A 14,964-nucleotide genomic window follows, 5' to 3' on the forward strand; every position below is an offset into this window, starting at 1 on the left:
AGAACCCGGCCTGGTACACCGCGTACACGCCGTATCAGCCCGAGATCAGCCAGGGCCGCCTGGAGGCGCTGCTGAACTTCCAGACGATGGTGGCCGAACTCACCGGGCTCGACATCGCCAATGCGTCGATGCTCGATGAGGGGACCGCGGCCGCCGAGGCGATGACGCTGATGCACCGCGCGGCCCGGGGCGCGTCGAACCGGCTGGCCGTCGACATCGACGTCTTCACCCAGACCGCCGCGGTGCTGGCCACGCGGGCCCGGCCGCTGGGCATCGAGATCGTCAGCGTCGACCTGCGCGAGGGATTGCCGGACGGCGAGTTCTTCGGGGTCCTCGCCCAGCTGCCCGGGGCCAGCGGCCGAATCACCGACTGGGCGTCCCTGGTCGCGCAGGCCCACGACCGCGGGGCGCTGGTCGCCGTCGGGGCCGATCTGCTCGCCTGCACGCTGATCACCCCACCCGGAGAGATCGGCGCCGACGTGGCGTTCGGCAGCAGCCAAAGATTCGGTGTGCCAATGGGATTCGGCGGACCCCATGCCGGGTATCTCGCGGTGCACGCCCAGCATGCGCGCCAGCTGCCGGGCCGGCTGGTCGGCGTGTCCGTCGACGGTGACGGCGACCCGGCGTACCGGCTGGCGCTGCAGACGCGCGAGCAGCACATCCGCCGCGACAAGGCGACGAGCAACATCTGCACCGCGCAGGTGCTGCTGGCGGTGATGGCAGCCATGTACGCCGCCTACCACGGCGCCCAAGGGCTGACCGCCATCGCCCGCCGGGTGCACGGGCACGCCGAGACGATCGCCGCCGCACTGGGCGACGCCGCCGTGCACGACACGTACTTCGACACCGTCCTGGCCCGGGTGCCCGCACGGGCGGACGCCGTCGTCGCCGCGGCGAAGGTCAAGGGGATCAACCTGTGGCGCGTCGACGCCGACCACGTGTCGGTGGCGTGCGACGAGGCCACCACGGCTGACCACGTGGCCGCGGTGCTGGAGGCGTTCGGGGTGTCGCCCGCCGAGCCGGTGGGCGCGGGTATCGCCACCCGCACGTCGGAGTTCCTGACCCACCCGGCGTTCACGCAGTACCGCACCGAGACGGCGATGATGCGCTACCTGCGCACCCTGGCGGACAAGGACATCGCCCTGGACCGCAGCATGATCCCGCTCGGCTCGTGCACCATGAAGCTCAACGCCGCCGCGGAGATGGAGCCGATCACCTGGCCGGAATTCGCGCGCCAGCATCCGTTCGCCCCGGCCTCCGACACCCCCGGGCTGCGTCGCCTGATCGCCGACCTTCAGAGCTGGCTGGTGCAGATCACCGGCTACGACGCGGTCTCCCTGCAACCCAACGCCGGCTCGCAGGGCGAGTACGCCGGTTTGCTGGCGATCCGCGACTACCACGCCAGCCGGGGCGAACCGCACCGCGACGTCTGCCTGATCCCGTCCAGCGCGCACGGCACCAACGCCGCCTCGGCTGCGCTGGCCGGTATGCGGGTGGTCGTGGTGGCCTGCCGCGGGAACGGCGACGTCGACCTCGACGACCTGCGCGCCAAGGTGGCCGCGCACGGCGACCGGCTGGCGGCGCTGATGATCACCTACCCTTCCACGCACGGGGTGTTCGAGCACGATGTCGCCGACATCTGCGCGGCCACGCACGACGCCGGCGGCCAGGTCTACATCGACGGCGCCAACCTCAACGCGCTCGTCGGGCTGGCCCGGCCCGGCAGGTTCGGCGGCGACGTCAGCCACCTGAATCTGCACAAGACGTTCTGCATCCCGCACGGCGGTGGGGGTCCGGGCGTCGGGCCGGTGGCGGCGCGATCCCACCTCGCGCCGTTCCTGCCGGGTCACCCGTTGGCCCCCGAGCTGCCCGCGGGGCACCCGGTGGCGTCGGCGCCGTACGGTTCGGCCTCGATCCTGCCGATCACCTGGGCCTACATCAGGATGATGGGCGCGGCGGGCCTGCGCGCGGCCTCGCTGACTGCGATCGCCTCGGCCAACTACATCGCCCGGCGCCTCGACGAGTACTTCCCGGTGCTCTATACCGGCGAGAACGGCATGGTCGCCCACGAGTGCATCCTCGACCTGCGCGGCATCACCAAGGCGACCGGCGTGACCGTCGACGACGTGGCGAAACGCCTGGCGGACTACGGCTTTCACGCGCCGACGATGAGCTTCCCGGTGGCCGGCACGCTGATGGTGGAGCCCACCGAGAGCGAGACGCTGACCGAAATGGACGCGTTCTGCGACGCCATGATCGCCATTCGGGGTGAGATCGACCGGGTCGGCGCGGGGGAGTGGCCGGTGGACGACAACCCCCTGCGGAACGCACCCCACACCGCGCAGTGCCTGCTGGTCGACGATTGGGATCACCCCTACACCCGCGCGCAGGCCGCCTACCCGCTGGGCACGGGCTTCCGGACCAAAGTGTGGCCGCCGGTGCGCCGCATCGACGGCGCCTACGGCGACCGCAACCTGGTCTGCTCCTGCCCGCCGGTGGAGGCGTTCGCGTAGTCCGCCGAGGGCCACTCAGCCCAAATACGTGTTGAGCGCCGCGGCGAGCTCGGGGGAGGCCGAGGTGGCCAGGTTCCGGTAGCTACCGCCGCTGAGTTGTGCGACGGCCTCCCAGGTCGCCCGGTCCGGGTCGGCGCCGAAGTCGATGACGTTGACCGCGATCGGCTTGGCCGGGTCGGCGCTGGTCCGGATGAAGTCCTGCAGCCCCGCACCGTCGAGCGTCTGGTCGGTGTGCGGCCCGGCGGTGATGACCAGGATGGAGTTCGTCTGGCCGGCCTGGTAGTTGGACTGCCTGTCCTGGTAGAGCATGCGCAGTGTCGTGAACGACACCGCGCCCCCCGGCGAGGAGTACTGCTTGTCCAACGCGGCCATCAGTGCCGCCGACCGGGGCTGGCCGTTGACCGGGTCGGACAGCGGTCCGGTCGTCACCTCGGCGCGGCCCTCGTGACCGTCGAAAGTCCAAAGTCCCAGGACATCGGTGGGCGGCAGCGACGTGATCGTGCCCTCGAGCGCCGCGACCACGTTGGCCAGCCGGGTCTTGCCGCCGTCGTCGGTGGGCATCGACTGGTCGAGCATGATGGTGGCAGCCCCCCCGTGCAGCGGCGCGGCCATCGCCTCGGCCAGCGTGGCGCGCAGCCCGTCGTCACCGATCGACAGGGCGGCCGAAAGCGGCGGGAAGCCCGTCACCGGGCTGCTCGGCGGTGCGACGCCGTCGACCCGGAATCCTGCTGCAGCCAGCTTGTCGAGTTGCTCGGGTTTGCGCATGAAGTGGGCGAACTCGCTGCCCGCCGCGACCTGCTCCTGCGTCAGCCACTCGCCGCTGAGCAGCACCGTGGGATAGTCGGCCACCGGCGGCGGTCCGGGCGGCAGCCAGGCTCTCAGCTTGCCCTTGGCATCCGACAGCGACCGGCTGCGCTGGAACACCTGCTGTTCGGTGGTGATCACGGCGTGCACCGGCGCCGATGCGACATCATCCGCGTTGAGCAGCGCGTTCATCGCCTCCACGACCGAGTTGTCCGCCAGCTTGGGCTCGGAGCGAAGCAGCGTGTTGACCGCGCCGATTCCCTGGGTGGCCGGGGTGCCGGCCGGCGCCGAGGCGACCGCGACCGCCTCTCCGGCCAGGAACGAGGCGTCACCGTTGCCGCTCGTCGGCAATGCCAGCCGCAGCGACCCCCAGCCCGGCAGGCTCAGTCCGTCCAGGGCGTTCGGATTGGCCTGCAGGCCGGGCAGCGCGGCCCAGTTCTGGTTGCTCAGGGCGTGCTCGAGTTCGGGGCGCAGGGCGACCACCACCGGCGACGTCACGAGCGACCGGCTGTCGCTGATCGTCTTCGGACCCGTGGCCGCGGCGAGCCGCGCGACGGACACCGAGCTGCCCGGGAGCCACAATGCCGGCCGCTCGCCCAACTCGGCCGGCCACTGGCCGATGAAGCCGTCGAGGACTGCGTCGCCGTTGGCCGCCTTGATCTTCACCACCATGCAGTGGTCCCCGACCGGACCGGCCGTGGCGTTGTAGCTTTCCGCGAGCTCCTGCACCTGATCGGCGATCGACGGGTCGACGATGGCCGCGACGTCCTCCCTGCCGCCCACGCAGCGCACCGCGCCGCGGAGCGAGCGGTTGGACAACGCGTCGCCGAAGAAGCTCCACAGGATCACCGTGCCGACCACCACGATGACGGCCACCAGCGCCACGATCACCCCGAGGCTGACCCCCCGTCGGCCGCCGACGCTGCGGTGGCCGCCGCGCCAGTCGCCGAGGCCTCGGTGCCCGCCCCGGAACAGCGACGGCGCCGGGCGCGGCGCGAGCTGGGGATCCTCGTCTGGCGTTCTCGCGCCGAACGCGCCGTCGGCGGGATAGCGATCCTCGGCGTCGGAGGATTCGTCCTCGTCGGTGTCGGCCTCGTCCGCCCCGTCAAGGCCGGGTCCACGCGGCGGGAACTCCGGCGTCGGGAGGCCGCCCCACGGGTCGGTCGTCCACGGCCCGTGCGTCTCGAACCCGTCGCCCGTGCCGTGCTCGCCGGAGGGCTGATCGACCGGCTCGTCGGGGTCGGGCCTGCTGTGCCTACCCATACCGCCGTCCGCCGCCTTTCCGTCGACTGGTCACGTGAACTGGTTCATCGCGTGTGGAGCCCGGTATCGAGCGACGGCGGCTTTAACCCGCGTCGCGGGCCTTACGTTCCCGCCGGCGCCGATGCAGGATCGGCTCGGTGTAGCCGTTGGGCTGCTGGGCGCCCGACAGGATCAGGTCCTGGGCGGCCAGGAACGCGATGCTGTCGTCGAAGTCGGGCGCCATGGGCCGGTAAGCCTTGTCGCCGGCGTTCTGCTGGTCGACCAGCGGCGCCATCCGCTCCAGCCCGGCCCGGACATCTTCGCTGGTGATGATGCCGTGACGCAGCCAGTTCGCGAGCAACTGGCTGGCGATCCGCAGGGTGGCGCGGTCCTCCATGAGGTCCACGTTGTGGATGTCGGGCACCTTGGAGGAACCCACTCCCTGGTCGATCCAGCGCACCACGTAGCCCAGGATTCCCTGGCAGTTGTTGTCCACTTCTTCGCGGATCTCCTCGGGAGCCCAGGCGAGTTCCTTGGCCAGCGGGATGGTCAGCAGCTGGTCGACGGTGGCGCGCCTCTTGCCTGCCAGCTCCTTCTGCACCGCCGCCACGTCGACCTTGTGGTAGTGCATCGCATGCAGCGTCGCAGCGGTCGGCGAGGGCACCCAGGCGGTGCTGGCGCCGGCGCGGGGCTGGGCGATCTTCTGCTCGACCATGTCGGCCATCAGCTCGGTCATCGTCCACATGCCCTTGCCGATCTGGGCGTGGCCGGCGAAACCCGTCGCCAGGCCGACGTCCACATTGTTGTCCTCGTAAGCCAGGATCCACGGCTGGCTCTTCATGGTGCCCTTGCGCACCATCGGTCCGGCCTCCATCGAGGTGTGGATCTCGTCGCCGGTGCGGTCCAGGAAACCGGTGTTGATGAACACGATCCGGTCGGAGACGGCCTTGATGCACGACTTCAGGTTGACCGTCGTGCGCCGCTCCTCGTCCATCACGCCGACCTTGATGGTCTTCTGCGGCAGCCCGAGCACATCCTCGACCCGGCTGAACAGCTCTGCGGTGAAGGCGACCTCGTCGGGGCCGTGCATCTTGGGCTTGACGATGTAGACCGAGCCGGTGCGGCTGTTGGCCAGCGGGCCGTGGGGGTCGCCGGCGGTCAGGCCGTGGATGGCGCACAGCCCGGTGAACAACGCATCCTGGATGCCCTCGAAAACCTCGTTGCCTTCCGCGTCGACGATCGCGTCATTGGTCATCAGGTGACCGACGTTGCGCACGAACATCAGGCTGCGGCCCGGCAGGGTGAGCTCGCCGCCGTCGGGGGTGGTGTAGCCACGGTCTTCGTTGAGGACGCGGGTGAACGTCTTGCCGTCTTTGCTGACCTCGGCGGCCAGGTCGCCCTTGTTCAGACCCAGCCAGTTGCGGTAGGCGCCGACCTTGTCGTCGGCGTCGACGGCCGACACGGCGTCCTCGAAGTCGATGATGGTGGTGACCGCCGACTCGAGCACCACGTCTTTGATGCCGGCGGCGTCGGTTTTGCCGATCGGCGACTCCGGGTCGATCTGGATCTCGATGTGCAGTCCGTTGTTGACCAGCAGCACCGACCAGTTGGGGGAGCCGAGTTCGCCGCTGTATCCGACGAACTTCTCCGGGCTGGCCAATCCGGTGGTCTCCGAACCGACGCCGATCTGCAGCCGGCCGTCGGCGATGCTCAGCGCCGTCGCTTCCGTCCACGACCCCGACGCAAGAGGTGCCGCCTCGTCCAGGAACGTGCGCGCGTAGGCGATCACTTTGTCGCCGCGGGCCTTGTTGTAGCCGCTGCCTTGCTCGGCGCCGTCACTTGCCGGGATGACATCGGTGCCGTAGAGGGCATCGTAGAGAGAGCCCCAGCGGGCGTTGGCCGCGTTGAGCGCGAATCGGGCATTGGTGACCGGGACCACGAGCTGAGGGCCGGCGGTCGTGGTGATCTCGGGGTCCACGTTGGACGTGGTGATCGTGAAGTCCTCCGGCTCGGGCAGCAGGTAGCCGATTTCGGAGAGGAACTCCCGGTATGCCTGCGGGTCGATCGGCTCGATCACCCGGTGCCGGTGCCACTTGTCGATCTGGGCCTGCAGCTCGTCGCGGCGGTTGAGCAGATCCCGGTTCTGCGGGCCGAGGTCGGTGACGACCTTGTCGACGCCAGCCCAGAAACTGTCCGGGTCGATGTCGGTGCCGGGCAGTGCCTCGTTGTTCACGAAGTCGTAGAGCACCCGGGCGACCCGCACGTTGCCCACCGACACGCGATCAGTCATTTCTCTCCTCCGTAACGGGTCGGCTCGCATCTCCGGCCCTCAACTGGCAATGGCGTCAGCCTACCGACAGGCAGCGCGACGACCCTTCGCCGGCCGACCCCGCAGCAGGTCACGACCCACTGACTACGTCCCCGATGACATCGCGGGCGCCGTCGAGCACCGCTTGCCGGCAACGCTCGCGCCGCGGCGCGCACACCTCGGCCCCGGTACGTTTCCCCACCGGCGGCCGTAGCGATCATACGGGTCAGCGCTGTTCTCCCCGCCGGCCACTCCCACCACGCCGGCGCGGGCTCCGCCGAGGTTTTCGCTAGGCCTGGTTCATGGCGCCGACCAGGTCTTCGACCAGATCGTCCATGGCCACCATCCCGACCACCCGGCCGATGTCAGAGCCTTCACCGCCGGTCACCAGGGCCAGGTGGCTGTTGTCGCGCCGCATCCGGGACAGGGCCTCGGCCAGCGGCAACGAGGTGGGCACTCGCGGCAGTGGCCGCACCACCGCCAGGTCGATCGCGGAACCGGGATCGCCGCCGAGGGTGAGCACGTCCTTGATATGCAGGTAGCCGATGAAGTGGCCGTCCGGGTCCTCGACCGGATATCGCGAGTACCCCGTCTCGGCCAGGGCCTGTTCGACGCTGTCGACGGTGGGCCCGGAGCCCGCCGCGGCCGCCGGCACGGCCCTGATCGCAGCCAGTGGTACGACCACGTCCCCGACCACCCGACTGCGAACCTGCAGCGCCCGCGTCAGCCGGCTGTACTCCTCGGGATCCAGCAGACCTTCCGAGACGGACTCGGCGATCATCTCGTTGAGCACCGCGGTGTTGACTGCGCTCTCGAGTTCGTCCTTCGGCTCGACGCCCAGCACCCGCAGGACGGCGTTGGCGCAGCGGTTGTAGAGCGCGATGAACGGCCGGGCGATTCGCACGTAGGCCAGGTACGGCGGGACCAGCAGCATGGCCGTGCGCTCCGGACCGGCCAGCGCGATGTTCTTCGGCACCATCTCGCCGAGCAGCACGTGCAGCGTCACCACGATCGCCAGCGCGATGGCGAACGACAGGGTGTGCAGCAACGTCGGGGGCAGACCGGCCAGCCCGAAGCCCGTCGCCAGCAGGTTGAACACCGCCGACTCGCCGATCCGGCCGAGCAGCAGCGAGGCGGCCGTGACGCCCAGTTGGGCGCCGGCCAGCATCGACGACAGCTGCTCACCGGCGCGGATCACGGTGACCGCCCTGTTCCTGCCCTGCTCGGCCAGCGCCTCGAGACGGTCGCGGCGCACCGAGATCAGCGAGAACTCCGCACCGACGAAAAAGGCGTTCACCCCGATCAGCAGGATCGCCAGCAGCAGTCTCATCGTGTCGCTCACCGGCGGTGCCCGTCCGGCAGACGGTCCCGACCGCCCAGCTCGGTCAACTCGAGCTGATCGATGCGGTGTCCGTCCATCCGGACAACCGTCGCTTGCCAGCGCCCCGGCTCGCCCATCAACCTGTCTGAGTCCAGCGACGGCAGCTCCACGGTCTCGCCGGCTGTCGGGATGTGGCCGAGTTCGCGCAGCACCAGGCCGCCGATCGTCTCGTAGGGGCCCTCGGGCCCGCGGTAGCCGGTGGCGGCGGCGACCTCGTCGATGCGCAGCAGGCCGGCCACCCGCCAGCCGCGGCCGGCCGCCATCACGTCCGGGGTCGCGTCGTCGTGCTCATCGCGGACGTCGCCGACGATCTCCTCGATCAGGTCCTCGAGGGTGACCATCCCCGCGGTGCCGCCGTACTCGTCGACGACCATCGCGGTCTGCAGATCGCTGGTACGGATGAGTGCCATCACCGCGTCGCCGTCCAGCGTCGACGGCACCACCGGGACCGGCCGGGCCAGCGTGGTCAGCGGCGTGTGCGCGCGGTCGGCGGGCGGGATCGCGAACACCTGTTTGACGTGCACGATGCCGACGGTTTCGTCGAGGTCGCCGTCGACGATCGGGAAGCGGGAGAATCCGGACTCGGCGGCCGCTGCGATCAGGTCGGCGACGCTGCCGCCGGTGTGCAGTGCCACGATCTTCGACCTGGGCGTCATCAGTTCCTCGGCGGTCCGGGTGCCGAACTGCAGCGATCGCCGCACCAGCGATGCGGTGGCCGCGTCCAGGGCGCCGCTGCGCGCCGAGGTGCGCACCAGCGACAGCAACTCCTGTGGCGAACGTGCCGACCGCAAGTCCTCGGCCGGTTCGATGCCCAGCTTGCGGACGATCCAGTTCGCCGCGCCGTTGGTCAACCGGATCGCGGGGGTGAGCAGCAGCGAGAACAACAGCTGCGCGCTCACGACGGCGCGCGCGGTCGCCAACGGGCTTGCCACCGCGAGGTACTTGGGAACCAGTTCGCCGAACACCATGGACACCGATGTCACGACCACCATCACGAGCAACGCCATGACGCCGTCGCCTACCGGATCGGACACCCCGAGCGCGTCCAGCCACGGATGCGGCAGGTCGGCGACCATGGGCTCGGTCAGGTAACCGGTCACCAGCGTTGTGATGGAGATGCCGAGCTGGGCACCCGAGAGCTGGAAGGACAACGTGCTCTGGGCGCGCTGGATGAACCGGTCGCGGCGCGCTCCGGCGCGGGCGTTGGCTTCCACGGTGCTGCGGTCCAGCGCGGTCAACGAGAACTCGGCCGCGACGAAGACCGCGTTGGCGACGATCAACACGGCGATGGCCAGCACGCTGACCCAGCCGGCGGTCAGGTTCACGGTGTTCCCGGGAACGCGGCGGGCGGCGGTTTCACCCGCGGGTACGCGGCCTCGAGGCGTGCCTGCGGCACGTCATCCCCTTCGCTCGATGCCGCGCAGCGGTGTGCTGCGGGCGGGAATCACAGAAATTGCCATGGTAGCGAAATTCCCGTCCGTCCCGGAACGGCCGGCCCGGACGCTTCCGTTGCCACGTGTTCAGGGCGTTGTCACCAGCCCAGGGGCAGCGGATGGCCCTCGGCGAACCCCGCGGCCGACTGCACGCCGACGACGGCTCGCTCGTGCAGTTCGGCGAGGTTGGCGGCACCGACATAGGTGCAGGTGCTGCGGATTCCCGAGGTGATCTGGTCGATCAGGTCCTCGACGCCGCCGCGGGCGGGGTCCAGTCCCATCCGCGACGTCGAGATGCCTTCCTCGAACAACGCCTTGCGGGCCCGTTCGAAGGCCGTGTCGGCACCGCTACGCGCGACGACCGCCCTCTTGGACGCCATCCCGTAGCTCTCCTTGTAGGGCTGGCGGTCCCGGTCCCACAGCAGGTCGCCGGGCGATTCATAGGTGCCGGCGAACCACGACCCGATCATGACGTTGGACGCGCCGGCGGCCAACGCCAGCGCCACGTCGCGCGGGTGGCGGATCCCGCCGTCGGCCCACACATGGCCGCCCAGTGCCCTGGCGGCTGCGGCGCATTCGACCACCGAGGAAAACTGCGGCCGACCCACACCCGTCATCATCCGGGTGGTGCACATCGCGCCGGGCCCGACTCCGACCTTCACGATGCGGGCCCCGGCCTCGATCAGGTCCCGGGTGCCCTCTGCCGACACCACATTGCCCGCCACCAGCGGCAGGTCGCGGTCCAGTTCGGAGACCACCTCGGAGACCGCGGCGATCGCCTCGAGCGTCTTGACTTGATGCCCGTGCGCGGTGTCGATGACCAACACGTCGACCCCCGCTTCGGCCAACCAGCGGGCCCGGGACCCGACGTCGCCGTTGATGCCGACGGCGGCGCCGATGCGCAGCCGCCCGCGCGCGTCGGTGGCCGGGGTGTAGAGCCCGGCGCGGATGGCGCCGGTGCGGGTCAGCACTCCGGCCAGCGTCCCGTCAGCGTTGGTCACCACGGCGACCCCGATCGGGGCGTGCTCGAGCAGGTCGAAGACCTTGCGCATGTCGGTGCCGACCGGGGCGGCGACGAAGTCGTCGACGGCCACGTCGCGCACCCGGGTGAAGCGGTCCACGCCCACACAGGACGCTTCGCCCACCAGGCCGATGGGACGTCCCTCGAACACCACAACCGCGACGCCGTGCGCGCGTTTGTGGATCAGCGCGACCGCGTCGGACACCGAATCGTCGGGCTCGAGCACGACCGGCGTGTCCAGCACCAGGTCGCGGGTCTTGACGAAGTCCACCGTCTGCTGCACCGCGGGGATCGGCAGGTCCTGCGGCAGGATCACCAGGCCGCCGCGCCGCGCGACCGTCTCGGCCATCCGCCGCCCGGCGACCGCGGTCATGTTGGCGACCACGACCGGGATGGTGGTGCCCGCGCCGTCACCGGTGGACAGGTCGACGTCGAAACGCGACGCGACCTCCGATCGGTTCGGCACGATGAAGACGTCGTCGTAGGTCAGGTCATAACCGGGTCGATGCCCGTCCAGAAACCTCATCGTGGTCGCCTCAACTCGTCACGCCCTCTTGCCCGGCCCCACACCGGCTAGGCGGGCACCTCGGTGCGGTCGCCGCTCCACAGCGTGTGGAACTTGCCCGGCTGGTCGATCCGCCCGTAGGTGTGGGCACCGAAGAAGTCGCGCAGACCCTGGATCAGTGCGGCCGGCAGCCGCTCGGTGCGCAGCGCGTCGTAGTACGACAACGCCGACGCAAAACCCGGAACCGGGATGCCCAGCTGGGTGGCGCTCAGCACGACGCGACGCCAGCCGTCGATCGCCGCCTCGATCGCGCTGCGGAAGTAGGGGGCCACGATCAGAGTGGGCAGGTCGGGCTCGGCGTCGAACGCCTCCTTGATGCGGTCGAGGAACTTCGCCCGGATGATGCAGCCGCCGCGCCAGATGGTCGCCAGGTCGCCGGGGGTGATGCCCCAGTCGTATTCGGCGCTGCCGGCCTGGATCTGGTTGAAGCCCTGCGCGTAGGCGATGATTTTCGACGCGTACAGGGCTTGGCGCACGTCCTCGGTGAACTGCTTCGCGTCCCCAGGTTTCGAGCTCGGTGTTGCGCCCAGCTCACCGGAGGCCAGCCCGATGGTGGCCGTGCGCTGAGTCGCCGAGCCCGACAGCGCCCGGGCGAACACCGCCTCGGCGATGCCGGTGACCGGGACACCGAGGTCCAGCGCCGACTTCACCGTCCAGCGCCCGGTGCCCTTCTGCTCGGCCTCGTCGAGGATGACGTCGACGAGCGGCTCGCCGGTCTTGGCGTCGGTCTGGCGCAACACCTGCGCGGTGATCTCGACCAGGAAGCTGTCCAGCTCGCCGGAGTTCCACTCGTCGAACACGTCGGCGATCGCCGCTGCGTTCTTGCCGAGCCCGTCGCGCAGCAACTGGTAGGCCTCGCCGATCAGCTGCATGTCGGAGTACTCGATGCCGTTGTGCACCATCTTGACGAAGTGCCCGGCGCCGTCGGGGCCGATGTGGGTGCAGCACGGGACGCCGTCGACGTGCGCGGAGATCTCCTCGAGGAGCGGCCCCAGGGATTTGTACGACTCGGCCGGACCTCCCGGCATGATCGACGGGCCGTTGAGCGCGCCCTCCTCGCCGCCGGAGATCCCGGCGCCGACGAAGTGCAGGCCCCGCTCCCGCATCGCCTTCTCGCGGCGGATGGTGTCGGTGTAGAGGGCGTTCCCCCCGTCGATGATGATGTCGCCTTCCTCCATGGCATCGGCGAGCTCGTTGATGACCGCGTCGGTGGCCTCGCCGGCCTTGACCATGATGAGCACCCGGCGTGGTTTCTCCAGCGCGTCCAGGAATTCCGGGATGGTCTGGCAGCGCACGAATTCGCCGTCGTCGCCGTGCTCGGCGAGCAGTGCGTCGGTCTTGGCGACCGTCCGGTTGTGCAGCGCCACCGTGTAGCCGTGCCGGGCGAAGTTGCGGGCGATGTTCGAGCCCATCACGGCCAGGCCGGTGACGCCGATCTGAGCGGTACCGGTCGTGCGGTTCGGCTTGGCATCCGACGGGGTGGCCGACTTGGTATCCGACTTGGTTTCCGACGAACTCATGTCTTCGCGCCTCTCGGTTTGGAGAACTTCTGTGGCAAGCCTTTCCGACACACTGTGGCACAGCGGAGTACCCGTCCGCCGGGTGGTTTCGGTCCGGCTGCTGCTAAAGATCGAAAAGTCGCCGTAGTTCGGTGAGCCACGGCACCACCAGCGCGATGGTGGGGACAACCAGGATGGCCGCCGCGGCCACGTAGGCGACCACCGACAAGGTCAGGCTGTTGCACCGCCCCGCAAGCCGACGGACCCGCACCACCGTGCTGGGACCGCCGACGGCCAGTGCGCCCGACGGCGCCCGCCCCGACGCGCAGGCAACGAGCGCCCGTGCCAGGGGAGCGCGCCCGGCGGCGCGCACAGCGGCGTCGTCGGCCAGCAGTTCGACGAGCAACTCCACGGCGCGCAGCGCACTGGAGCTGCGCACGAATCGGGGGAAGGCGGCGTGCACGGCGGTGAACGCCTCCAGCACCAGGTCGTGGCGGGCCCGCAGGTGCGCCCGCTCGTGGGTGAGGACGGCCGCGACCTCGTCTCCGGTGAGGGCCGTCAGCGCCCCTTCGCTGACGACCACGCGGCTGCGCACTCCGGGCAGGCAGTAGGCCAGCGGCTGAGCCACCCCCAACACGCGCAGGTCGCGGGTCCGTGCGCACGGCTGCACACGGACGGCGTCGTGGTCGACCCCGACGAGGTCGACCACCATTCGGTGATGCGCCCGCCGACGTCGATTGGCGATGACGACGCGCACCACCGCAACCGTCAATCTGCCACCCACCAGCACGGTCAGCGCGAAGGTGGCGACGCATGCCATCCACAGTGGCCAGCCCATCTTTGCCGCGGCCTCGACGACGCCGACCGTGGGTCGCCCGTCGGGACCCGGCATCAACAGCCAGCTGGCGATGGTTATGCCCGCACTGAAGGTCGACAGGACCGCGGCCAGCGCGATGGCCTGCCACAACACCATCGTGGCGCGCGGGGCGCGCAACGGCCACGTCGCGCGCGCCAGCACGGCCGGCGCCGGACCGACCAGCACCACCGCGAGGAGAGCGAAAGCCAGCGCGCACACGCCGCCAGTCTCCCTTATGAATCCGCCGACACGCCACCAGGCGGCGTTGTGCTCTGTTGTGCTTCCAATTCGGCGAGTGCCCGCCGCAGAGCCTGCGCCTCGTCCGCACCGACCCGCTCGACGAAGTGCACGAGCGCCGCCTGCCGGCCCCCGGAGTCCTCCGCCTGGGCCAGCGCGTCGACCATCAGCCCGGCGACCAGTTCTTCACGGCCGTGCACGGCCGCATACCGGTGGGCACGGTCGTCGCGGATCTGCGACACCAGATTCTTCTTTGCCAGCCGCTGCAGAACCGTCATCACTGTCGTGTACGCGAGGTCGCGGCGCGCCGACAGCGCCTCGTGGACCTGGCGCACCGTCTGGGGTTCCGGCGTTGACCACAAGTGGTCCATCACAGCGCGCTCGAGCTCCCCTAACCTGGTCAGCTTCGGCATAGTTTGCTCATCTCCTCAAGCGTCGCGACCAGCGTACTCCGGCTTACTACCGTTCGTCGTAACGGCAGCCGGCTGAGCCGCCCGAGCGGGCTTGTAAATTAGGGCAGCCTTTCCTATGCTAATCGTGATCGAGCAGCATCGACCGCGACGGAGTCCTGTGGGCTGCAGTGACCCCCGGTCCACTCGATCGGCGAGCCCCGTGCCCTGCGCACGGGGCTCGCCCGTTTTCCGGGACGGGCCCGCGGGCGCCGGCCACCGCACGCGCCGATGGACGCGCGCCGATGGTCGCGCGCCGATGGTGTAGACACGAGGACGTGCAACCGCCAGACACGGTCACCCCCGGCGACGGCCCGGACTTCACTGCGCCGTTCGACACCGAATTGGGCCTGCGTTACACCGAACTCGGCCCGGACGGCGTCCGGGCGCAACTCGATGTCACACCGAAGCTGCTGCAGCCGATGGGTCTCGTGCACGGCGGCGTCTATTGCTCGATGGTCGAGAGCATGGCCAGCGTGGCGGCTTACACTTGGCTGGCCACCCGGGGCGGCGGGAACGTCGTCGGCGTCAACAACAACACCGATTTCCTGCGGTCCATCGGGTCGGGGACCGTGTACGGCAGAGCCGAACCCGTCCATCGCGGGCGTCGTCAGCAGCTCTGGCTGGTCACGATCACCGACGCGACCGACCGACTC

The 14,964-nt window shown here is 70.0% G+C and carries 10 protein-coding genes; 2 read left to right on the forward strand and 8 right to left on the reverse strand.

Annotated features, from left to right (window positions below):
• Positions 1–2,513, forward strand: a 2,513-nt coding sequence (gene gcvP / locus AC2VOK_RS11970) for an aminomethyl-transferring glycine dehydrogenase (RefSeq protein ID WP_428900656.1), incomplete at its 5' end; no start/stop codon positions are given.
• 15 nt (positions 2,514–2,528) lie between these two features.
• On the opposite strand, the gene AC2VOK_RS11975 is transcribed toward gcvP, so the two are convergent.
• The 8 genes from AC2VOK_RS11975 to AC2VOK_RS12010 form a co-directional block, all read right to left on the reverse strand.
• Complete coding sequence (locus tag AC2VOK_RS11975) at positions 2,529–4,580, reverse strand: substrate-binding domain-containing protein (protein ID WP_428900657.1); 2,052 nt, start codon at positions 4,578–4,580, stop codon at positions 2,529–2,531.
• 82 nt (positions 4,581–4,662) lie between these two features.
• Complete coding sequence (locus AC2VOK_RS11980; protein WP_428900658.1) at positions 4,663–6,849, reverse strand: malate synthase G; 2,187 nt, start codon at positions 6,847–6,849, stop codon at positions 4,663–4,665.
• A 307-nt stretch (positions 6,850–7,156) separates the two neighbouring features.
• Positions 7,157–8,197, reverse strand: coding sequence for a hemolysin family protein (locus AC2VOK_RS11985; protein WP_428900665.1), 1,041 nt, complete (start codon positions 8,195–8,197; stop codon positions 7,157–7,159).
• 8 nt (positions 8,198–8,205) lie between these two features.
• The gene (locus AC2VOK_RS11990) at positions 8,206–9,573 is read right to left on the reverse strand and encodes a hemolysin family protein (protein WP_428900659.1); all 1,368 of its coding nucleotides are present in this window, start codon (positions 9,571–9,573) and stop codon (positions 8,206–8,208) included.
• A gap of 206 nt (positions 9,574–9,779) precedes the next feature.
• On the reverse strand, positions 9,780–11,228 hold the full coding sequence (locus tag AC2VOK_RS11995; RefSeq protein WP_428900660.1) for a GuaB1 family IMP dehydrogenase-related protein: 1,449 nt from the start codon (positions 11,226–11,228) through the stop codon (positions 9,780–9,782).
• Between the two features lie 47 nt (positions 11,229–11,275).
• Positions 11,276–12,787, reverse strand: coding sequence for an NADP-dependent phosphogluconate dehydrogenase (gene gndA / locus AC2VOK_RS12000; protein WP_428900661.1), 1,512 nt, complete (start codon positions 12,785–12,787; stop codon positions 11,276–11,278).
• A 103-nt stretch (positions 12,788–12,890) separates the two neighbouring features.
• A complete protein-coding gene (locus tag AC2VOK_RS12005; protein WP_428900662.1) occupies positions 12,891–13,841 on the reverse strand; it encodes a M56 family metallopeptidase in 951 nt (316 codons plus the stop codon).
• 14 nt (positions 13,842–13,855) lie between these two features.
• Positions 13,856–14,272 (reverse strand): BlaI/MecI/CopY family transcriptional regulator, encoded by a 417-nt coding sequence (locus tag AC2VOK_RS12010; RefSeq protein ID WP_428900663.1) that lies wholly within the window; start codon positions 14,270–14,272, stop codon positions 13,856–13,858.
• 314 nt (positions 14,273–14,586) lie between these two features.
• On the opposite strand from AC2VOK_RS12010, the gene AC2VOK_RS12015 reads away from it, so the two are divergent.
• Positions 14,587–14,964, forward strand: a 378-nt coding sequence (locus AC2VOK_RS12015; RefSeq protein WP_428900664.1) for a PaaI family thioesterase, incomplete at its 3' end; no start/stop codon positions are given.

The sequence above is a fragment of the Mycobacterium sp. TH-M116 genome (assembly GCF_057473685.1).